Source organism: Mycobacterium sp. M26, from assembly GCF_001494595.1.
Taxonomy (GTDB): Bacteria; Actinomycetota; Actinomycetes; order Mycobacteriales; family Mycobacteriaceae; genus Mycobacterium.
In genome coordinates, this window is record NZ_LN929908.1 from 1,491,926 (window position 1) to 1,513,334 (window position 21,409).

19 protein-coding genes and 1 pseudogene are annotated in these 21,409 nt (G+C 68.0%); 14 read left to right on the top strand and 6 right to left on the bottom strand.

Going from position 1 to position 21,409, the window contains the following annotated elements:
* Window positions 1-3 precede the first annotated feature (3 nt).
* On the top strand, window positions 4-1,449 hold the full coding sequence (locus BN3385_RS16335) for a ComEC/Rec2 family competence protein (RefSeq protein ID WP_059018129.1): 1,446 nt from the start codon (window positions 4-6) through the stop codon (window positions 1,447-1,449).
* Window positions 1,450-1,506: 57 nt separating this feature from the next.
* Window positions 1,507-2,460: a DNA polymerase III subunit delta gene (holA, locus tag BN3385_RS16340; protein WP_197415307.1), complete on the top strand. Its 954-nt coding sequence runs from the start codon at window positions 1,507-1,509 to the stop codon at window positions 2,458-2,460.
* A gap of 21 nt (window positions 2,461-2,481) precedes the next feature.
* Here the strand turns inward: holA and rpsT are convergent, their stop codons facing one another.
* Window positions 2,482-2,742: a 30S ribosomal protein S20 gene (rpsT, locus tag BN3385_RS16345; RefSeq protein WP_059018133.1), complete on the bottom strand. Its 261-nt coding sequence runs from the start codon at window positions 2,740-2,742 to the stop codon at window positions 2,482-2,484.
* A gap of 270 nt (window positions 2,743-3,012) precedes the next feature.
* Between rpsT and BN3385_RS16350 the strand changes: the two genes are divergently transcribed.
* From BN3385_RS16350 to BN3385_RS16365, 4 genes are all read left to right on the top strand, one after another.
* Entirely contained in the window at window positions 3,013-4,578 is a 1,566-nt protein-coding gene (locus BN3385_RS16350; protein ID WP_231748861.1) for a circularly permuted type 2 ATP-grasp protein, read from the top strand.
* On the top strand, window positions 4,578-5,555 hold the full coding sequence (locus tag BN3385_RS16355; RefSeq protein ID WP_059018135.1) for an alpha-E domain-containing protein: 978 nt from the start codon (window positions 4,578-4,580) through the stop codon (window positions 5,553-5,555). Before BN3385_RS16350 ends, BN3385_RS16355 begins: the two co-directional genes overlap by 1 nt.
* A complete protein-coding gene (locus BN3385_RS16360) occupies window positions 5,556-6,395 on the top strand; it encodes a transglutaminase family protein (RefSeq protein WP_059018137.1) in 840 nt (279 codons plus the stop codon).
* Window positions 6,396-6,461: 66 nt separating this feature from the next.
* Window positions 6,462-7,982 (top strand): PepSY-associated TM helix domain-containing protein, encoded by a 1,521-nt coding sequence (locus BN3385_RS16365; RefSeq protein WP_082690507.1) that lies wholly within the window; start codon window positions 6,462-6,464, stop codon window positions 7,980-7,982.
* On the opposite strand, the gene BN3385_RS16370 is transcribed toward BN3385_RS16365, so the two are convergent.
* Entirely contained in the window at window positions 7,975-8,802 is an 828-nt protein-coding gene (locus BN3385_RS16370; protein WP_059018139.1) for a ribonuclease Z, read from the bottom strand. The two genes, BN3385_RS16365 and BN3385_RS16370, sit on opposite strands and share 8 nt — an antisense overlap.
* Before the next feature lie 238 nt (window positions 8,803-9,040).
* Between BN3385_RS16370 and glnT the strand changes: the two genes are divergently transcribed.
* Genes glnT through BN3385_RS16385 form a run of 3 tightly spaced genes read left to right on the top strand, consistent with a single transcriptional unit; the run spans window position 9,041 to window position 11,933 of the window.
* Window positions 9,041-10,411: a type III glutamate--ammonia ligase gene (gene glnT, locus BN3385_RS16375; RefSeq protein WP_059018141.1), complete on the top strand. Its 1,371-nt coding sequence runs from the start codon at window positions 9,041-9,043 to the stop codon at window positions 10,409-10,411.
* Window positions 10,411-11,166 (top strand): creatininase family protein, encoded by a 756-nt coding sequence (locus tag BN3385_RS16380; RefSeq protein ID WP_059018143.1) that lies wholly within the window; start codon window positions 10,411-10,413, stop codon window positions 11,164-11,166. The genes glnT and BN3385_RS16380 overlap by 1 nt, the downstream gene beginning before the upstream one ends.
* A 23-nt stretch (window positions 11,167-11,189) precedes the next feature.
* Complete coding sequence (locus tag BN3385_RS16385) at window positions 11,190-11,933, top strand: TetR/AcrR family transcriptional regulator (RefSeq protein WP_231748748.1); 744 nt, start codon at window positions 11,190-11,192, stop codon at window positions 11,931-11,933.
* Here the strand turns inward: BN3385_RS16385 and BN3385_RS16390 are convergent.
* Window positions 11,896-12,900: an aldo/keto reductase gene (locus BN3385_RS16390; RefSeq protein WP_059018144.1), complete on the bottom strand. Its 1,005-nt coding sequence runs from the start codon at window positions 12,898-12,900 to the stop codon at window positions 11,896-11,898. The two genes, BN3385_RS16385 and BN3385_RS16390, sit on opposite strands and share 38 nt — an antisense overlap.
* Before the next feature lie 107 nt (window positions 12,901-13,007).
* Here BN3385_RS16390 and BN3385_RS16395 point away from each other — a divergent pair, with 107 nt between their 5' ends.
* On the top strand, window positions 13,008-13,442 hold the full coding sequence (locus BN3385_RS16395) for a CBS domain-containing protein (protein WP_059022037.1): 435 nt from the start codon (window positions 13,008-13,010) through the stop codon (window positions 13,440-13,442).
* 7 nt (window positions 13,443-13,449) lie between these two features.
* On the opposite strand, the gene BN3385_RS16400 is transcribed toward BN3385_RS16395, so the two are convergent.
* Entirely contained in the window at window positions 13,450-14,055 is a 606-nt protein-coding gene (locus BN3385_RS16400) for a type II toxin-antitoxin system PemK/MazF family toxin (protein ID WP_156432778.1), read from the bottom strand.
* Here BN3385_RS16400 and lepA point away from each other — a divergent pair.
* From lepA to BN3385_RS16415, 3 genes and pseudogenes are all read left to right on the top strand, one after another.
* Window positions 14,005-16,021, top strand: a pseudogene (gene lepA / locus BN3385_RS16405) (translation elongation factor 4). The gene BN3385_RS16400 and the pseudogene lepA sit on opposite strands and share 51 nt — an antisense overlap.
* A gap of 54 nt (window positions 16,022-16,075) precedes the next feature.
* Window positions 16,076-16,783: a sensor domain-containing protein gene (locus BN3385_RS16410; protein WP_059018150.1), complete on the top strand. Its 708-nt coding sequence runs from the start codon at window positions 16,076-16,078 to the stop codon at window positions 16,781-16,783.
* Between the two features lie 55 nt (window positions 16,784-16,838).
* The gene (locus BN3385_RS16415; RefSeq protein WP_231748749.1) at window positions 16,839-17,546 is read left to right on the top strand and encodes a sensor domain-containing protein; all 708 of its coding nucleotides are present in this window, start codon (window positions 16,839-16,841) and stop codon (window positions 17,544-17,546) included.
* Here BN3385_RS16415 and BN3385_RS16420 read toward each other — a convergent pair.
* Window positions 17,536-18,750: a multidrug effflux MFS transporter gene (locus BN3385_RS16420; RefSeq protein WP_059022039.1), complete on the bottom strand. Its 1,215-nt coding sequence runs from the start codon at window positions 18,748-18,750 to the stop codon at window positions 17,536-17,538. The genes BN3385_RS16415 and BN3385_RS16420 overlap by 11 nt on opposite strands.
* Window positions 18,751-18,819: 69 nt before the next feature.
* On the opposite strand from BN3385_RS16420, the gene BN3385_RS16425 reads away from it, so the two are divergent.
* Complete coding sequence (locus BN3385_RS16425) at window positions 18,820-19,248, top strand: MarR family winged helix-turn-helix transcriptional regulator (RefSeq protein ID WP_059018153.1); 429 nt, start codon at window positions 18,820-18,822, stop codon at window positions 19,246-19,248.
* A gap of 98 nt (window positions 19,249-19,346) precedes the next feature.
* Here BN3385_RS16425 and BN3385_RS16430 read toward each other — a convergent pair whose 3' ends face one another.
* Complete coding sequence (locus BN3385_RS16430) at window positions 19,347-21,359, bottom strand: glycoside hydrolase family 15 protein (RefSeq protein ID WP_059018155.1); 2,013 nt, start codon at window positions 21,357-21,359, stop codon at window positions 19,347-19,349.
* Window positions 21,360-21,409: the final 50 nt, after the last annotated feature.

Here is a 21,409-nt window from a genome sequence, read left to right on the forward strand (position 1 = left end):
CTCGTGGGCCCCGCCACCCGGCTGGATCTGCGGTTGGTTCCCGCCGCGCTGACCGCCTGGGCGGTCACGGCCGCCGGCATCCTCTGGCCGGTGGGCGCGGTGCTCGCGGCGGGGTGCGCGGTGATCGCCGCCGCCGCGGCCCTGCTGGGCTGGCGCGGCGGTGGGCCGATTCGGACCGGGGCCGTCGTGGTGACCGGCGCCGCGGTGGTCGGAGCCGGGTTCGCGGTAGCGGTGGCGCTGCGCAGCGACGCCGTGCGTGCGCATCCGCTCACCCACCGAGTCGGTGCCACGGCCACGCTCACGGTCAGCCCGACCGAGAGCCCCCGATCGCTGGGCAACGGCCGGCTGATGTTCCCGGCCAACCTCGACCGGGTCGATGACGGCGAATCATCGGGCCGCGTCGTGGTTTTCGCACCGGTGCTCGGGTTCGCCGAACTCTCGGCCGGTCAGCCGGTGCGCTTTCGCGCCCGCATCGGCCGGCCCGGCCGCCGAGACCTGACGGTGGCCGTCCTCAACGTCAGCGGCGAACCCGTGCTCGGAAAGGCTTCAACGGTGCAACGCGGCGCGCAGAAGGTGCGCTCGCGGTTCGCTGCCACCGCGCTGCGGGTGCTGCCCGCCGACCAGGCCGCCATGCTGCCCGGGCTCGTGCTCGGTGACACGGCCGCGATCACGGCCACCACCACCGCCGAGTTCCGCACGGCGGGGCTGACCCATTTGATGGCGGTCTCGGGCGCCAACGTCACGATCGTGTGCGGCACGGTGCTGCTGGCCGCGCGGCTGATCGGCCCGCGCGCGGCGGTGGGCCTGGCGGCGCTGACGCTGGCGGGCTTCGTGGTGGTGGTCCAGCCCGGCGCCAGCGTGTTGCGCGCCGCGGTGATGGGGGCGCTCGCCCTGCTGGCCGTGCTGTGCGGGCGCCGCCGCCAGGCCATCCCGGTGCTGTCGGCGGCAGTGCTGGCTCTGCTGGTCGTCGCCCCGCACCTGGCCGTCGATATCGGGTTCGCGCTGTCGGTGTCGGCGACCGCCGCGCTGGTGGTGCTGGCCCCCGGGTGGTCGGCGCGGCTGGTCGCCCAGGGATGGCCGGTTCCGTTGGCCGACGCGGTGGCGATCGCACTGGCTGCCCAACTCGTCACCGCGCCGCTGGTGGCTGCTATCTCCGGTCGGTTCAGCCTGGTGGCGGTCATCGCGAATCTGGCTGTGGCCGTGGTCATTCCACCCATCACTGTGCTGGGCACCGCGGCGGCGGCGCTGTGTCCGCTGTGGGCGCCCGGGGCGGGACTGCTGATCCGGTTCACCGGGCCCGAACTGTGGTGGCTGCTGCGCGTCGCGCACTGGGCCGCTGCGATACCCGGCGCCTCGATCCCGGTGCCGTCCGGTCTGGCCGGGGTGGTGACCGTCGGCGGTGTCACCGTGGCGGGCGCCGGCCTGTGGTGGTGGGTACGGCGGCGGTGATTCGGCGCTGTCGGGCGGGCATGAAACGATCGGTTCGTGAGTGCGACAGTGGCCGGCCTGCATCTGATCCTGGGTGACGAGGAACTGCTGGTGGACCGTGCCATCGGCGAGGTGCTGCGCGCCGCCCGCGCCGCGGCGGGCACCGCTGACATCCCGGTCAACCGGATGCGGGCGGGTGAGGTGTCCACCAACGAACTCGCCGAACTGCTGAGCCCGTCGCTGTTCGCCGACGAGCGGGTGGTGGTCCTGGAGTCGGCCGCCGAGGCCGGCAAGGATGCCGTCGAACTGATCGCCTCGGCCGCCGCCGATCTGCCGCCGGGCACCGTGCTCGTCGTCGTGCACAGCGGCGGGGGCCGGGCCAAGGCACTGGCCGATCAACTCAAGAAGCTCGGTGCCGAGGTCCATCCCTGCGCCAAGATCACCAAGGCCGCCGAGCGGTCGGACTTCGTACGTGCCGAGTTCCGCGCGCTGAAGGTGAAGGTGGACGACGACACGCTGGCCGCCCTGCTCGACGCGGTCGGCTCCGACATCCGGGAACTGGCCTCGGCGTGCTCGCAGCTGGTCGCCGACACCGGGGGACAGGTCGACGCCGCTGCGGTGCGGCGCTATCACAGCGGCAAGGCGGAGGTCTCCGGCTTCGATATCGCCGACAAGGCGGTGGTCGGGGACGTTGCCGGGTCGGCCGAGGCACTGCGGTGGGCGATGATGCGGGGCATGCCGCACGTCGTGCTGGCCGACGCACTGGCCGAGGCCGTACACACCATCGCCAGGGTGGGGCCGCTCTCGGGTGACCCCTACCGGCTGGCCTCAGAACTGGGAATGCCGCCCTGGCGCATCCAGAAGGCGCAGAAACAATCGAGGCGCTGGTCGCGGGATCGGATCGCCACCGCGATCCGCCTGGTGGCGGCATTGAACGCCGACGTCAAAGGGGCAGCAGCCGACGCCGATTACGTGTTGGAAGAGGCGGTGCGCAAGGTGGCGCACCTGGCCGCCGGAGGCGGCCGGGACTGACCCGGGCGGGTCAGCAGCGAATCAGATCTTGTTGAAGGCCTGGGCCAGCGCCGACTTCTTGTTGGCGGCCTGGTTCTTGTGGATCACGCCCTTGCTGGCAGCCTTGTCCAGCTTGCGGCTGGTCGACAGCAGCAGCTCGCCGGCCTTGTCCTTGTCGCCCTCGGCGGCGGCCTCACGGAACGCGCGGACAGCCGTGTGGAGCGAGCTCTTCACCGACTTGTTGCGCACCCGGCGCCGCTCGTTGGTGCGGATCCGCTTCTCCTGCGACTTGATGTTAGCCACGCGTGAATATCCTCTTCGTTCTCAAGCTGGGGGTGTCAGTCTTGCCGGGGCCGTTAGGCCCTCGGGCAGCGACTGTTCAGGGTACCAGTGAGGGGCACAAACGCCCAAAAGCGACAGCCAAGGCACTGCAGTGGCCTGCCGAAACGGCCAACGTGGTGCAGCATGTGACGGGTGAGCCTTCGCACCCTGCCCTCCGAATCCAGCCGCTCGTCGCGCAATGGTTCGCGCGAGCCCCGCCACCACGACCACATCTTCGGTGGTTACAACAAAATGGGCACCTATGCGAAGGCGTTCGACGAGATGTTCGACGCCCAGGGCAACGTGCGCGGACCGTACAAAGGCATCTACGCCGAACTCGCCCCGTCGGATACCGAGGAGCTCGAAGCCCGGGTCGAGGCCCTCGGCCGCGCCTTCATCGACCAGGGCATCACGTTCTCGCTGTCCGGCCAGGAACGGCCCTTCCCGCTCGATCTGGTGCCCCGCGTCATCTCCGCCGCCGAGTGGTCCCGGCTCGAACGCGGCATCACGCAGCGGGTCAAAGCGCTCGAGATGTACCTCGACGACATCTACGGCGATCAGGAGATCCTCCGTGACGGGGTCATCCCGCGCCGCCTGATCACCTCGTGCGAGCACTTCCACCGGCAGGCGGCCGGGATCAACCCGCCCAACGGGGTGCGCATCCACGTCGCCGGTATCGACCTGGTCCGCGACGCCCAGGGCACCTTCCGGGTGCTCGAGGACAACCTGCGCTCGCCGTCGGGGGTGTCCTACGTCATGGAGAACCGCCGCACCATGGCCCGGGTGTTCCCGAACCTGTTCGCCACCCACCGGGTGCGGGCCGTTGGCGACTACTCCTCACACCTGCTGCGCGCGCTGCGCAACGCCGCGGCCACCAACGAGGCCGACCCGACGGTCGTCGTCCTGACGCCGGGGCCGTTCAACTCGGCCTACTTCGAGCACTCGCTGCTGGCCCGCCAGATGGGCGTCGAACTCGTCGAGGGCCGCGACTTGTTCTGCCGCGACAACACCGTCTACATGCGCACCACTGAGGGCGAGCGCCAGGTCGACGTCATCTACCGCCGCATCGACGACGACTTCCTGGACCCGATGCAGTTCCGGCCCGACTCGGTGCTCGGGGTGGCCGGGCTGCTCAATGCCGCCCGGGCCGGCAACGTCGTCATCTCCAGTGCGGTGGGCAACGGGGTCGGCGATGACAAGCTGGTCTACACCTACGTGCCGACGATCATCGAGTACTACCTCGGCGAGAAGCCGCTGCTGGCCAACGTCGACACCTACCGCTGCTGGCTGGACTCCGAGCGCGAGGAGGTCCTGGACCGCATCGACGAACTGGTCATCAAACCGGTCGAGGGCTCCGGCGGGTACGGCATCGTGTTCGGGCCGGACGCCTCGGAGAAGGAACTGGCGGCCGTGCGCAAGAAGATCATCGCCGACCCGCGCGGCTGGATCGCCCAGCCGGTGGTGCAGCTCTCGACGGTGCCGACGAAGGTCGGCGACAGCCTGGCTCCCCGCCACGTCGACCTGCGGCCGTTCGCCGTCAACGACGGCGAGGACGTCTGGGTGCTGCCCGGCGGCCTGACCCGCGTGGCGCTCACCGAAGGCTCGCTGGTGGTGAACTCCAGCCAGGGCGGCGGATCCAAGGACACCTGGGTGCTGGCGTCGCGGTCCTCGGTGGCGGCCCGGGAACTGGTCGGCGCGGAGATCGTGCGCAAGGTGCCCAAGACCGCCAAGGCGCCCGCCACCGAGAAAGCCCCCGAACAGTCCGGCCAGCAACAGCAGAGCCAACAGCAGCAACAGCAGCAGGGAGTGATGCACTGATGCTCGCCCGTAACGCCGAGGCGCTGTACTGGATCGGGCGCTATGTCGAGCGCGCCGACGACACCGCCCGGATTCTGGACATCACCGTCCACACCCTGCTCGAGGACTCCAGCGTCGACCCCGACCACACCTCCCGGGTGCTGCTGCAGGTGCTCGGCATCGAGCCCCCCAAACATCAGCTCGATCTGTGGTCGCTGACCGATCTGGTCGCCTTCAGCCGGGGCTTGCCCGGCGGCTGCTCGATCGTCGACGCGATCTCGGCGGCACGCGAAAACGCCCGCTCGGCACGGGAAGTCACCTCCAGCGACATGTGGGAGTGCCTGAACACCACCTACAACGCGCTGGCCGAGCGGGAGCGTGCGGCCCGCCGGCTGGGCCCGCACGAGTTCTTCTCCTTCATCGAGGGCCGCGCGGCGATGTTCGCCGGGCTGGCCGACTCGACGCTGTCCCGCGACGACGGCTACCGCTTCCTGGTGCTCGGCCGGGCCATCGAACGGGTGGACATGACGGTGCGGCTGCTGCTGTCCCGGGTCGGTGACAGCGCCTCCTCGCCGGCCTGGGTGACAGTGCTGCGATCGGCCGGCGCCCACGACACCTATCTGCGGACCTACCGCGGCGTGCTCGACGCCAACCGGGTGGTCGAATTCATGTTGCTGGACCGGCTTTTCCCGCGGTCGATCTTCTACTCGCTCAAGCTCGCCGAGCACAGCCTCGACGAGCTGATGCACCGCGCCCACAATCGCACCGGTGCCACCGCGGAGGCCCAGCGGCTGCTCGGCCGCGCCCGCAGCGAGTTGGAGTTCATCCGTCCCGGTGTGCTGCTGGAGTCACTCGAGCAGCGGTTGGCGGCGCTGCAGACCACCTGCGCCGAGGTCGGAGAAGCCGTGGCGCTGCAGTACTTTCACTCCGCACCCTGGGTGGCGTGGTCGGATGCCGGTCGTAACGGTGCGTTGGTGGTCGAGGAAGGGGAGATCTAAATGTGGCGGATGCGCGTGGTGCACGCGACGGGCTATGCCTACAAGTCCCCGGTGACCGCCTCCTACAACGAGGCTCGGCTCACCCCGCGGTCGGATTCCCGGCAGAACGTGATCCTCAACCGGGTCGAGACCGTGCCGGCCACCCGCAACTACCGTTATGTCGACTATTGGGGCACGGCCGTCACGGCTTTCGACCTGCACGCCCCGCACACCGAACTCGAGGTGACCTCGTCCTCGGTGGTCGAGACCGACAAGGCCGAGGCGCCGGAGAAGTCCGTCACGTGGGAGGAACTGGCCTCCGAGGCGGTCCGTGACCGGTTCGACGAGGTCCTCACCCCGACGCACTACACCCCGACCAGCCGGCGCCTGGAACGGGTCGGCAGACGCATCATCAAGGAGAACGATCCCAACGACGCCGTGGTCGCCGCCGCCAAGTGGGCGCACAGCGAGCTCAGGTACGTCCCCGGCACCACCGGCGTGCACTCCTCGGGCCTGGACGCCCTGCGTGAGGGCAAGGGCGTCTGCCAGGATTTCGCGCACCTGACGCTGATCCTGTTGCGCGGGATGGGAATTCCGTCGCGGTACGTATCGGGCTATCTGCATCCCAACCGTAAAGCCGTCATCGGCGACACCGTCGACGGGCAGAGCCACGCCTGGATCCAGGCGTGGACGGGCAGCTGGTGGAACTACGACCCCACCAACGACACCGAGATCAACGAGCAGTACATCAGCGTCGGCGTCGGCCGGGACTACGCCGATGTCTCACCGCTGAAGGGCATCTACTCCGGTGAGGGCTCCACCGATCTGGACGTCGTGGTAGAGATCACCCGACTGGCCTGATCCCCGGGAACCGAACCGGCCTGCCGCACGACTAACTCCTCCAGGGCGAACCGATGGAGGAGTGGCGTGGCAACAATCGAGCGCGAACAACGCCGTGGCGATGCAGCGGTGCTGCGCAGGATCTGGCGGCTGCATTTCTGGGTCGGCCTGTTCGCGGCCCCGGCCCTGATCACCCTGGCCTGTACCGGGCTGATCATCCTTTACACCCAGCCGTTGGATCACTGGCTCAACGGCGATCTCACGACGGTGTCCCAGGGGTCGGCACAGGTCTCGCTCGACGATCAGATCGCCACCGCCCGCCAGCACGTCGGCGCCGACATGCAGTTCGACGCGGTCACCCCACCCAGCGCCCCGGACCGCTCGACCCAGGTGGACTTCGTCCCCACAGCGGGTCCGGAGGTGGGGGAGCGCAACGTCACCCAGGTGTTCGTCGACCCCTATACCGGGCGCTATCTGGGCCAGCGCCACGAACTCGACGGGCTGATCGGCTGGGCCAACCAACTGCACCGGCTGTTCGGCAACGACGGTCCGACCCTGGCCCTGCCGTCGCTGGGTCACCTGATCGCGCCGTCGGACTATCCGGACGCGACCATCACCGTGGGCGTGGGCAACCTGATCATGGAGATCACCGCGGTGTGGATCCTCGTGCTGCTGGCCAGCGGCATCTACCTGTGGTGGCCGCGCACCATCGAGAACGGCAAGCCGCGACTGCGCATCCGCTGGGCCAAGGGCGGCCGCATCCGGTGGCGAGATCTGCACGCCGCCACCGGGATTCTGCTGTCGGTCGTCCTGATCTGCTACATCGTGTCCGGGCTGACATGGTCCCGCTACTGGGGCGAGAACTGGCGGGCGGTGGCCACCACGGTGACCCCCTCGACCGAGATCGACGCGCCGTCGACGCCGGCCAAGCTGGGTGACTATGACCGTCTCGGACGCCGGATCGCGTGGGCGGCCAAGGACGATCCGATCTATGCCTCCCAGCCGGGCACCTCGGTCGCGGCGCCGCTCGGATTCGCCGAGATCGACCAGATTGCCAAGTCGGAGAACATGGTTCCCGGCTACTCGATCGTCCCGCCCGCCGACTCGACCGTCGACGGCAAGACCGTGTACGGCAGCTACACCGTCGTCAACCACTGGCCGCAGAAGCTGTCCGAGCAACGCACGCTGTACCTCAACCAGTTCACCGGCGCGACCATCGCCAATGCCACCGCCGCCCAGGACGGGGCGCTGACCCGGCTGACCAGCTGGGGGGTAGACGCCCACATGGGCACCCAGTACGGGCTGTTGACCCGGATCACCGCGACCCTGGCCTGCCTGGGTGTGCTGACCAGCATCATCACCGGAGCGATCATGTGGTGGAAGCGCAGGCCCACCGGTTCGGCGGGGCTGCCCGGCCGCACCAGCGACAGCATGCGGGCCAACACGCCACGGGGTGCGGTGATCGCGATCGCCGTGATCGCCACCGCGCTGTCGGTGCTCTACCCCGCGTTCGGCGCCAGCCTGGTCCTGGTGCTGGTCATCGAGGGCATCCTGTCGGCCGTGCGCGGCCGCCAGGACACCGATGAAGAGACGGTGCTGCCTAGCTGACGCTGACCCGGTGTAGGTCGTTGCCGAGTTCGATGGTTCCGCCGAACTCGGCGGCGGCCAGCGCTCGCCATTGATCTTCCTGGCCGGGGGCCAGTGGCGGTACGTAATGGGTGAGCACCAGGGTGCCCACGCCGGCCCGCGCCGCGGTGGCGGCGGCCTGCTGCACCGAGGAGTGGTAGTCGAGGATGTCGCGGATGCGCTGGACCGGCATCTGCTCGACCAGATCGGCCCGGATCACGGTGTGCACCAGAGCGTCAGCACCGGTGGCCAATTCATCGAGGGTGGCGCACGGGACGGTGTCGCCGGCCAGCACCACCGACGTGCCGTCGTGCTCGACGCGGAAGGCGATGGTCGGTTCCACCGGGCGATGATCGGTGGGCGCCACGGTGATTCGCACGCCATCGGCGTCCCACACCTGGCCTTCGGTGTACTCGTGCACCTGGATCGACGGCGGCTCGGTGATATCGGGATGGTGGCCGATGCGGTAGGAGATGTCGGGCGCCAGCGCGGCCAGTGTCGCCTCGACGACGGCCTTGGTGCCGGGCGGGCCGATGATGGGCAGCGGCGTCGGCACGAACGTCGTCACCCATCGGGTGGTGATGACATCGGACAGGTCGGTGATGTGGTCACTGTGCAGATGCGTCAGCAGCAGCGCGGTGATGTTGGCGGCGCCGACACCGACGGCCGCGGCCCGCATCAGTACACCGCGTCCGCAGTCCACCAGGAACACCGCATCGCCGGCCTTGACCAGGGTGGACGGCCCTGCCCGGTTCGGGTCGACCATGGGGCTACCGGTGCCGAGCAGCGTGATGTCAATCATGAGTCATTCCTACCGTGCCGGGGCGGTGGCGGCGGGTAACCGGTACCGATGGCGGCCACCGGTGTCGGCGCGCATGATCGTTTCAATACTCTATTGATCAGTGATAGAGCTGGCGGTGGAGAAATACACAGTTCACGGTCAGCACTGGCCCGCACTTTCAATAGGTCATTCACGGCTTGGAAACACCCCGGCAATAGAGCGCACCTACGGTCGGAGTTCTACCGCTGAAAGGACCCCGATGACCACCACGCTCGACGGCCATACGCAGCACGCTGAGGTTGATCAGATCGCCGAGACCTTGGCTGCCGCAGGCGTTCGGTATGCCGCGATCAGTTTCGTCGACATGCACGGCAAGCCGAAGTCGAAGATGGTGCCGCTGGCACACCTCGGGCAGGCCGCCTTCGGGTCGGAGATGTTCACCGGGGCCGCACTCGACGGCGTGCCCCAGGATGTCAACGACGACGAGGTGGCACCCCACCCGGATCTCGGCAGAGCGATCATCATGCCCTTCAACCGCGAGATCGCCTGGTTCCCAGGAGATCTGTGGATCGGAGACACCCCGTTCGAGGCGTGCAGCAGGCAGATCCTCAAGCGGGTGAGCGCCGACGCCGCCTCCCTCGGGTACACCTTCAACCTGGGGATCGAGACCGAATTCTTCCTGCTGTCCGACAGTTCGGGCGTGCCGGCCCCGGCCAGTCCGGACGACACCCTCGACAAGCCCTGCTACGACCTACGCACGATGCTGCACAACTTCGGCGTGGTGGACGAGATCGTCACCTCGATGAACGAATTGGGCTGGGATGTCTACTCGTTCGACCATGAGGACGGCAACGGTCAGTTCGAGACCGACTTCACCTACACCGATGTGGTGACAATGGCGGACCGCTTCGTGTTCTTCCGGATGATGGTCGGTGAGATCGCCCGCAAGCACGGCCTGTTCGCGTCGTGGATGCCCAAGCCCTTCGCCGATCGGACCGGCAGCGGTGCGCACTTCAACATGTCGCTGGCCGACTCCGCGGGCACCAACCTGTTCGCCGCAGCCGATGACCCCCGCGGGTGTGGTCTCTCGGAACTGGGATACCAGTTCATTGCCGGTGTGCTGGCGCATGCGCCGGCGATCTGCGCGGTGATCGCACCCACCGTCAACAGCTACAAGCGGCTGGTGAAACAGGGCAGCATGTCGGGGCTCACCTGGGCCCCGATCTTCGCCTGCTACGGGGACAACAACCGCACCAACATGCTGCGAATCCCCAAGGGCGGGGGCCGGGTCGAGTGCCGGGCCGCCGACAGTGCCAATAATCCTTATCTCGGTTCCGCGCTGATGCTGGCCGCCGGATTGGAGGGCGTCCGCGCCGGGCTGGATCCGGGAGAACCCAACCGGGACAATCTCTATCGGCTCTCCGATGTCGAGTTGCAGGACCGCGGGATCACCTGGTTACCGCGCTCGCTCGGTGAAGCGATCGAGGCGCTCGAATCGGACCCGTTGGTGCGCAGCGTCTTCGGTGAGGCGATGTTCGCCTCGTTCGTCGACGAGAAGCGCGCCGAATGGGATTCCTACAACGCCCACGTGTCGTCATGGGAGTCCGAGCGCTACCTGAGGTTCTTCTGATGGCTGATGGTGGCAGTCATCGCTGGGAGGAACTCAACTCGGTCCAGATCGCCGCACGCCTGGCTGCCGACCCTGACACGGTGGCGTTGATCCCGGTAGGGGCCACCGAGCAACACGGACCGCACCTGCCGGTCGGCACCGACACCATCATGGCGACCGCGGTGGCCGAGGCCGCCGCAGGCGACCTCGCCCTGATTCTGCCCGCATTGTCGTTCGGCGCGAGCATGTTTCACGGCACCGAGCTGGCCGGGACGGTCGCCTTCAGCGGCGAGGACACCGCCGACGCGGCGGTGCGGGTCGCGCAAGCCTGTGTCGATTCCGGGGTGCGGCGCATCCTGTTCGTCAACGGGCACGTCGGCAACGCCGCACCACTGTGGCTCTCCTGCGACCGTTTTCGCCGGCTGTATCCCGACCGGCGGATCGGTGTCATGCAGTGGTGGGACCTGACCCCCGACATCGCCCGGCGGGCCACCGAGGATGCCGCGGACTGGCATGCCAATGCCGCTGAAACCTCACTCATGCTGGCGATTCGCCCGGAGCTGGTGGACACCGAGGCGATGGCCGGCGCCGACGATCCCGACCGCACCGCAGGCACGGTGTTTCGCTATCCCGTCGGGCAGGTGTCCACCAACGGAGTGACCGGGTACCCGTCGCGGGCGTCGAAGGCCTACGGTCTGCAGCTGTGGCGGGATGTGGTGGCCGCGGCGCGCGATGTCGTCGAACGCGCGCACACCGAGGTCCCCCCACTGGGGTGATCGGCGACCGTAGAATTTCCGCTGTGCCGACACCGGAGAGCCGGTCGCCGCTGCGTTCCATCGGGCGACCCCGCAATGACACCGAGTCGGTGAGCGCGGCGTCCCCGCGGGACGGCATCATCAACGCCGCGACCCGGCTGTTCTCCGAAAAGGGTTACGCGCAAACCACGATGAGCGATATCGCCAGGGCCGCGGGTTTACAGCAGTCCTCGCTGTACTACTGGTTTCGCAACAAGGAACAGCTGCTGGGCGAGACGCTACTGGTGAACCGGGCGCCGCTGACGTTCATCTCCGAAGTGGGTGCCGGTTCGGGCTCGCCGGCGGTGAAGCTCTACCGGTTGCTGCGATTCGACACCCTGCAACTGGCGTTGTCGCCGATCGACTTCAACGAGATCCAGCGCATCGCCCACAACCAGCGCGCCGAATTCCACCAGTTCTGGACGGATTACGAGCGGCTGAGGAACTGGGTGGCCGATCTGATCGCCGCCGGTATTGCCGAGGGCAAGTTCATCGAGTGCGATCAGCAAGAGACCGCAGGCCTGCTGCTGAACTTCGACGAGGGAGCCCAGAAGCGCACCCGGCTGCACACCGACGAAGGCGACCGGGTGGCCGAGGCGATCAGAGTCGCCGAACAGGTTGCGGTCATCGCCGTGCGCGGTCTGCTCAAGCGCCCGAGCGAGATCGCGCGGATCAGCGGTCAGGCCGCACAGTTCGACGATGCCGCGATGATCATTCCCGGCCGGCCGACACCCAGGACAGGTCGGTGAACCGGTCGCCCGTCACGGCCGCGGCGGCCGCGTCGAGTGCGGCCACCTGCTCGGCGGTGAGCTGAATCGACAGCGATGCGGCGTTCTCGTCGACCCGTGTCGCGCGGCGGGTACCCGGGATCGGGACCGAGACGATGCCCAGTCCCTGGGCGCGCTGGCGCAGCCAGGCCAGCGCCACCTGGGCCGGGGTGGCGCCGATCTCGGCACCGACAGCGCTCACCGCGTGGACGACAGCCTGATTGGCGTCCAACGCCGCATCGGCGAAGCGCGGCATGGTGCGGCGGAAGTCCCACTCCGAGGAGAAGTCACCCGCCGAGCGCAGCGCTCCGGCCAAAAAGCCGCGACCCAAGGGGGAGTAGGGCACGAAACCGACGCCGAGTTCTACTGCCGTGGGCACGACCTGGCGTTCCACATCGCGGCTCCACAGCGACCATTCGCTCTGCACCGCGGCGATCGGATGAACGGCCACCGCGGCGCGCAGCTCGTCGGCGGTGACCTCCGAGAGCCCGAGGTGGCGCACCTTGCCCGCGGCGACCAGGTCCGCCATCGCGCCGACGGTCTCCTCGATCGGGACCGACAGGTCCCGGCGGTGCAGGTAGTACAGGTCCACCACATCGGTGCCCAGCCGCTGCAGGCTCTCCTCGAGGCACTGCCGTACGTACTCGGCGTCGCCACGGGCGCGCAACGCTCCGGTGGTCGGATCACCGGTGATGCCGAACTTCGTCGCCACCGTCACCTCGTCGCGGCGATCGGCGATTAGCCGGCTGATGAGCTGTTCGTTGGCGCCCAGACCGTAGACGTTCGCGGTGTCGAGGAAGCTGACCCCGATATCGACGCAGTGCTGCAGCGTCGCCAGTGACTCGGCGTCGTCGACCGCCCCGTATACCGGGGTCAGCGCCATCCCGCCGAATCCGATCGCACTGACCTGCAAGCCATCACCCAACACCACCGTGGGAACCACACTCATCTGGACTCTCCTCCTGTTACCTGCCCCAACACCAACACAGCCCGTTTGCATCCGCGCCGCACCGGAACGTCTTAGCCTGGTGTGAGGTCGATCACAAAGGAGTGACGATGCGCATCGCGGACATTTTGCGGAGCAAGGGCGCGGCGGTGGCGACTGTCACCGAGACGACCACGGTCAAAGGCCTGCTGACCGAGCTGGCCACCCACAACATCGGCGCCATGGTGGTCGTCGGCGCCGACGGCGTACTGGGCATCGTCTCCGAACGTGACGTGGTGCGCCAGCTCCACGAGCACGGGCCTGACCTGCTCCATCGTCAGGTCGGCGACATCATGAGCAGCACGGTGGTGACCTGCACACCCGATGACCACATCGATGACCTGTCGGCGCTGATGACCAACAACCGGGTCCGGCACGTACCGGTGCTGCACAACGGCCGGCTGGTCGGCATCGTCAGCATCGGCGACGTGGTGAAGAACCGCATGGAGGAATTGCAGGCCGAGCAGGAGCAGCTGCACGCCTACATCACCCAGGGCGCCAGCTAGTCGCCGCTCAGCTCCAGGAGTACTCGGCGCGCAGCCGGGCTGCGACGAGTTCGAAGGTCGCGGCGTCGAGGATCGCGCCCTCCCGGCGGATGCCCTCTTCGGGAACGTCGAGCACCCGGTCCAGTCGCACCCAGCTGGCCCGGCCGTCGTAGTCCCAGGTGCCCGCGCCGATCCCGATCCAGTTCGGGTCCTCGGCGTGCTGGGACTGACTCGACAGCATCAGACCCAGCAGGATCTGCCGGTCCCGGCCGACGACCAGGACGGGACGGTCCTTGCCCTGCGTGGGGTCGTCCTCGTAGACCACCCAGGTCCAGACGATCTCGCCGGGATCGGCCCGGCCGTCCAGGTCAGGGGAGTAGACCACCCTGCGAGCGCGGTGCGCGGTGGGGACGCCGGTCTTGGTCACGGGGCGACCGGCCGTGATCGCGGCGGGCGATTCAGGGGCGAGAGCCGTGGCGAGTAGTACATCAAGACCAATCTTGAGGCCCTGCTGGATGGTCCGCTGCACCCCCTGCGGACCCTGCAGCTGGCGGATGAGCTTCGGGGCCTCGTTGAACACGAGATGCTCAGTGCCTATCAGAATCCGCTGCAACGTCTTCCACTGCGACGCCATTCTCGACAGCATAGGCGAGGAGCGCAGGGCGCGATTGTGCTCGACGGCGCCGGTGTCGATACTCTTGAGCTGCCCAATGGCCCCACGAACACCGCCCGACCAGGAGATTCCCATCAGCAGTTTCGCCGACAAGACGTTCACCGCGCCGGCACAGATTCGGAACTTCTGCATCATCGCCCACATCGATCACGGCAAGTCGACGCTGGCCGACCGGATGCTGCAGCTCACCGGTGTCGTCGACGAGCGCTCGATGCGCGCCCAGTACCTGGACCGGATGGACATCGAGCGGGAACGCGGCATCACCATCAAGGCCCAGAACGTGCGGCTGCCCTGGAAAGTCGGGGATACCGATTACGTCCTGCACCTCATCGACACCCCCGGTCACGTCGACTTCACCTACGAGGTCTCGCGTGCCCTGGAGGCCTGCGAGGGGGCGATTCTGCTGGTCGACGCCGCCCAGGGCATCGAGGCCCAGACGCTGGCCAACCTCTACCTGGCCCTGGACCGGGACCTGACGATCATCCCGGTGCTCAACAAGATCGACCTGCCCGCCGCGGACCCCGAGCGCTACGCCGGTGAGATCGCCCACATCATCGGCTGCGAGCCCGGTGACGTGCTGCGGGTGTCCGGCAAGACCGGTGTGGGTGTGGCCGAGCTGCTCGACGAAGTGGTCCGCCAGGTCCCGGCCCCTACCGGCGACTCCGAGGCTCCCGCCCGAGCGATGATCTTCGACTCGGTCTACGACATCTACCGCGGTGTGGTCACCTACGTCCGCGTCGTCGACGGCAAGATCGTGCCGCGCGAGAAGATCAAGATGATGTCGACCGGCGCCACCCACGAACTCCTTGAGGTCGGCATCGTCTCCCCGGAACCCAAGCCGACCGACGGCCTCGGCGTCGGCGAGGTGGGGTACCTCATCACCGGGGTGAAGGACGTCCGCCAGTCCAAGGTCGGCGACACCGTGACCAGCGCGCGGCACGGCGCCACCGAGGCGCTGACCGGCTACCGCGAACCCAAGCCGATGGTGTACTCCGGGCTCTACCCGGTGGACGGTTCGGACTACCCGAACCTGCGCGACGCCCTGGACAAGCTGCAACTCAACGACGCCGCACTCACCTACGAACCCGAGACCTCGGTGGCCCTGGGCTTCGGGTTCCGCTGCGGCTTCCTCGGTCTGCTGCACATGGAGATCACCCGCGAGCGCCTCGAGCGCGAGTTCGACCTCGACCTGATCTCCACCTCGCCCAACGTCGTCTACCGGGTCATCCAGGACGACGGGACGGAGAAGATCGTCACCAACCCGTCGGACTGGCCGGAGGGCAAGATCCGCGAGGTCTACGAGCCGGTGGTCAAGACCACGGTGATCGCACCCAGCGAGTTCATCGGCACCATCATGGAGCTGTGCCAGTCCCGGCGCGGTGAGCTCGGCGGGATGGACTATCTGTCCCCGGAGCGTGTCGAGCTGCGCTACACGATGCCGCTGGGCGAGATCATCTTCGACTTCTTCGACGCGCTGAAGTCGCGCACCCGCGGCTACGCCAGCCTGGATTACGAGGAGGCCGGCGAGCAGGAGGCCGCTCTGGTCAAGGTCGACATCCTGCTGCAGGGCGAGGCTGTCGACGCATTCAGCGCCATCGTCCACAAGGACAGCGCCTCGGCCTATGGCAACAAGATGACCACCAAGCTCAAGGAGCTCATCCCGCGCCAGCAGTTCGAGGTCCCGGTCCAGGCGGCCATCGGCTCGAGAATCATTGCCCGCGAGAACATCCGGGCCATCCGTAAGGACGTGCTGGCCAAGTGCTACGGCGGTGACATCACCCGCAAGCGCAAGCTGCTGGAGAAGCAGAAGGAAGGCAAGAAGCGGATGAAGACCATCGGGCGGGTGGACGTGCCGCAGGAGGCCTTCGTCGCCGCACTCAGTACCGATTCCAGCGGCGACAAGGCCGGCGACAAAACGCGGAAGTAGGGGCACATCACACACGACGGTCACGTCGTTCGGGGGCGATCGATCCTTGGTGCCGTGCTCGGCATCGCCGCACTGGCCGGCTGCTCGGCCACGGTCGGGGGCAGTGCTGTGCCTCAGTCCGCCTCGCCGCGCCAGCTCGCCGCGGTGCTGCCGAGCAGTTCCGATGTCAGCCGGATTGCCGGAAACCCATTGAGCGACAACGGTTCTGCTCCCTACCAGGGTGGTATCGACGTCCTGCCCAACGGCATTCGGGACAACGACACCGCCCGGCCCATCGACTGCCTGGGGCCGGTGTCGCCGTTCATGCGGATCGTTTACGAGAAGGGTGACGTCGTTGGCGCCGCCTGGCAGGAGTTCTCCCGGTACGGAACGGGTCAGGCGGTCTCCAGCGTCGACGCCGGGGTGGTGCAGTTCGGCTCGCCGCAGGACGCGCAGCGGATGTTCGCCGCATTCGCGGATCGCTGGAAGGCGTGCCAGGGCACCACGGTGACGATCGCCCTGCACAACGCCGAGAACGCCGAACTGTACGAGAAGGTCACCGATGTCCGGATCGACGGAACGCGGCTCACGTCGGTCATCGTCAACTCCGACAACCAGGGCGGTGCGCAGTTTCCCACCGAACGGGCCATCGAGGTGGCCGGGGACTGCATCGTCGATGTCGACGTCGCCGTCACCGCAGAAAGTCCCGGCCAGGCCCCGGCTGCTGAGCGGGCGGCGGGTATCGCCCGATTGATGGCCGAGAACGTCGTGCGGGCGCGCTGATCGGCAAGGCCCCCGAAGGTGCACAGGAAACTGCCAGCGGGGGGACAATGTCGGGGTGATTCGCCCCGTGCCCGCGGTGGGTGCCGCCGCGCTCCTGCTCAGCGCCCTGATCGCCGGATGTGCCTCGACCGTGGGAGGAACCGCGGTCAAGGCGCACGGCGGCGGTTCGGCCCCGGCCAATGTTGCCGACCTCAAGGAATCCGATCTGGGCCGGGTGCTGCTCAGCGTGGGTGAGATCAACGGCGTGATGGGTGCCACCGGCATTCGAGAGACCGGGTCCACCGAGGACATGAGCGACAATTCCGACGCGGTGTCCGACCTGGACTGCCTGGGTGCGATCTACGGCGCCGAGGAGAAGGTCTACAAGGGCAGCGACTGGACCGCGCTGCGCGACGAGGTGCTCCAGGAACCCACTGGCGACAACGAGCACTGGGTGGAGCAGATCGCCGTGCTCTTCCCCTCGGCGGCCAAGGCGCAGCGCTTCCTCGAGGAGTCGCGCTCGACGTGGCAGTCGTGCGAGAACTCCTCGATCGATATCGACAACGACGAGGTGCACTCGACGTGGGATATCGGCCCCGCTGACGTCAGCGGTGACGTGCTGACCCAGGGCGCCGAGCAACAGGACGCCGGGGGATGGGGCTGTCAGCACGCGATGGCGTCGGCCGCCAACCTCATCGTCGAGGTCTGGGCGTGCAGCGACTCGATCGGCGACGAGGCCAAGACCATCGCCACCACCATGCTCCAGAACGCCGCTAAGAAGTAGACCGTCCGGCCGAGTAGGCCACCAGTGCGAGTACCGACAGCGTCACCATCACCACGGCCAAGGGCAGGGCGGTGTGCTGTCCGCCAAGACTGACCAGTGGAGAGACCGCCGCTCCCAGCCCGAACTGCAGGGCGCCCAGGCCGGCGGAACCGGAGCCGGATGCGCGCGGGACGGCGGCCAGGGCCAATGCGGTGGCGTTGCCCAGGATCAGGCCCTGGCAGGACACCGCGACGAAGATCGGGATCGCGATGGTCCAGGCCGGCGCACCCGTGAGCACCAGGGTCAGCAGGCTCAGAGTGGCGATCAGTGTCAGGCTCAGCCCCACGCCCAGCAGGCGGCGGCTGGACACACTGGCCGTCAGGCGGGCCGACAGTGCGCTGACCGCGGTGAGGCCAAGTGCGTTGACCGCGAAGGCGATTCCGTACTGCATCGGGGTGAGCCCGAGCATCACCTGATAGACGAACGGCGACGCCGAGATATAGGCCATCATCACCGAGAACCCGAAGCCGAACGCCAGGGTGTTGGCCAGATAGGTGCGGGAACGCAACTCACGCCAAGGCGAAACACCTTCGGCGGCAGAGGTTTTCAGGGCGGCCCGGCGCTCCTTGGGGTGGGATTCGCGTACCAGTGCGGCGCTGGCGAGGAACATCGCAACCGCGATACCGCCGACCACCCACAGGATGCCGCGCCAGCCGATCTGGCCGACCAGCAGGCCACCGGCGAACGGGGCGATGACGGGTGCGACGCCGCCGACGATCATCATCAGGCTGAAGGCCCTGGCGGCTGACTTGCCGGTGGCGAGGTCGGAGATCACGGCCCGGCCGATCACCATGCCGGCGGCGCCGGTGAAGCCCTGGGCGAAGCGGGCGGCGATGAGGACGCCGACGCTGGGGGCCATCGCGGCCACCGCGCTGGCGACCACGCACAGCAGGGTGCCCACGACCAGTGGGCCGCGGCGGCCGATGCGATCAGACAGCGGCCCGAAGGCCAGCTGCCCGAAGGTCAGCCCGAGCAGGAACGCGGTCAACGTCAACTGCACGGCCGTCGCGCTCGCCTGCAGTTCGACCGTCATCTCGGGGAATGCCGGCAGGTACAGGTCGGTGGCCACCGGGGCGACCGCCGACAGCAGCGCCAACACCAGCAGCAGCCAGGGCGAGATGGACGCGTCGCGCTCGCTGGTCCGGCCGATCACTGCGGTGGTCATGACGTCCTCATTCAAGTAGTTATGAAGTAATAACTATTAAGTCATAACCAATGCGCGTACGATTTGTCCATGGACAGTGAGCTGGCCGACCTCGCCGAGGTGATCCTGGCGATCGCCCGCGAACTTCGGATGGGCATGGACGCCGAGACGGTGCATCTGACGCCGTCGGAGGCTTTCGTGATGCGCTACATCGATAACCACCCCGGGGCCGCGCCCAGCGATGTGGCCAAGTACACCGGCTTGCAGCGCAGCAACCTCAGCACCGCGCTGCGGAGCCTCGAGCGGCGCGGATTCGTCCAGCGCCTGGCCGATCCGCACGACGCCCGCGGCGCCAACCTGTTTCCCACCGACCTGGCCGCGGCCAACCTGACACGGCTGCGCCGGCAGTGGGCGCGCCAGATGGCGACGGCCCTCGGCGACGACGCCGGCGACGTCGCGACCGTCAAGAATCTGCTGCGCACGGTCGAGTCGGCCATGCTCACCGACCGCCTCGGGTAGGCCCCTGCCGGGGCCGAGCCACGACAGTAACCTCCTGGCGGAACATCACGGGTTCGACCGCCGTGGGGTTACTGTCGGCGCGGCCAGCGTCCGGCCCGCTACATCGGGGCGTTGGCCGGTTGGAACACCCCGGTGCTGTCCGCCTCCTCCTCGGCGCGGATGACGTGCACCACGGCGTTGATCAAAGCCAGGTGGGTGAACGCCTGCGGGAAGTTGCCCAGGTGCCGCCCGGTGCGCGGCTCGATCTCCTCGGCGTAGAGATGCAGCGGGCTGGCGAAGGACAGCAGCCGCTCGCACAGATGCCGGGCCCGGCTCACCTCGCCGATCTCGACCAGCGCCGACACCAGCCAGAACGAGCAGATGGTGAAGGTGCCCTCTTCGCCGGACAGGCCGTCGTCGGTCTCCTCGACCCGGTAGCGCAGCACCAGGCCGTCCTCGGTCAGTTCGTCGGCGATGGCCAGCACCGTGGCCCGCACCCGCGGATCGTCCGACGGCAGGAACCGCACCAACGGCACCAGCAGCAGCGAGGCGTCCAGCGCGTCGTCGCCGTAGCGCTGGGTGAGCACCCCGCGCTTGTCGACCCCGTGGGCCAGGATGTCGGCCTTGATCTCCTCGGCGATCGCCCGCCACTGCTGGGCGTAGCTCTTCTCGCCGACCAGTTCGGCCAGTTTGGAGCCGCGGTCCAGGGCCACCCAGCACATCACCTTCGAAGAGGTGAAGTGCTGCGGCTCCCCGCGCACCTCCCAAATGCCGCGGTCGGGTTCCTTCCAATGCTTGATGGCCTCTTCGACCTGTTCCTTGAGCACCGGCCACAGCTGATCGGAGATCTGCTCGCGCGACTTGGCGTGCAGGTACACCGAGTCCAGCATGGTGCCCCAGATATCGTGCTGGCGCTGGTTGTAGGCGCCGTTGCCGATGCGCACCGGCCGGGCGTTGTCATAGCCCGACAGGTGGTTGAGTTCCTCCTCGACGAGTTCGCGCTCGCCGCCGACGGCGTACATCACCTGCAGCGGATGCCGCTCGCCGTTGTTGGCGCCCGACACGTCGGCGATGAACGAGAAGAAGTCGTCGGCCTCGCGGTCCAGCCCCAGTGTGTAGAGGCCCCACAGCGCGAATGTCGAGTCGCGTACCCAGGCATACCGGTAGTCCCAGTTGCGTTCACCCTGCGGTGTCTCGGGCAGCGAGGTGGTGCTGGCCGCCAGCAGAGCGCCGGTGGGCGAGTAGGTGAGGCCCTTGAGCGTGAGCGCGCTGCGCTGCAGGTAGGACCGCCACGGATGGTCGGGGAAGTCGCCTATGTTGATCCACTGCCGCCAGGCCTCGCTGGTCTGCCACATCTTGTCGGCGGCTTCTTCGTAGGTCTGCGGCGCCGGGTGCTTCGACCAGGACAGCGCGACGAAGATGTTGTCACCCTCTTTGAGCCGGGTCCGGGCCCTGGCCTCCCGGCCTTCCAGGCCGATGCGCAGATTGGTGGTCAACCGCAGGGTGGGGTGGGCGTCCGGATCCTTACGGGCCCGCGCGATCGCCTCGCCGTAGGCGTTCGCCGAGTATTCCCAGGTGGCGTTGACCCGGGCGTAGTCGAAGGACGGCTCGCAGTTCATCACCAGTTCGACGGTGCCGCTCACGCAACGCACCGTGCGCAGCAGGATGTGCTCGGCATCCCAGTCCATCGGGGTGCGCCGGTGGGTACGCGACCGGGTCTCGATGTCATGCCAGGGCCCCATGACCAGGGCATCGCGCACGATCACCCAGCCGGTGTGGGTCTGCCAGGTGGTCTCGAGGATCAGGCTGCCGGGAAGGTAGCGGCGCGCGGCGGGCACCGAGACCCCGTACGGTCCGAGCCGAAAGTGGCCGGCTCCGCGGTCCAGGATGGCGCCGAAGACGCTGGGGGAGTCCGGCCGCGGCACACACAGCCACTCCACCGCACCCGCCGACGAGATCAGGCAGGTGTTCTCGCAGTCCGACAGAAACGCGTAGTCGGCGATCGGCGGGAACGGGTTACGCAACGCCGCGCTGGAGGCGTAGGGCACCGGGGCCGTGGCGGACAGCGGTGCGGCTGTGTCGAACGCAGGCACGGCCGTGTTCTCACCTGCTGGCTGGGCTTGCAGAACCATCCAGACATCATCGACCGCGCGGACGCCCGGCGTCTACTTGTAGGCCGAAC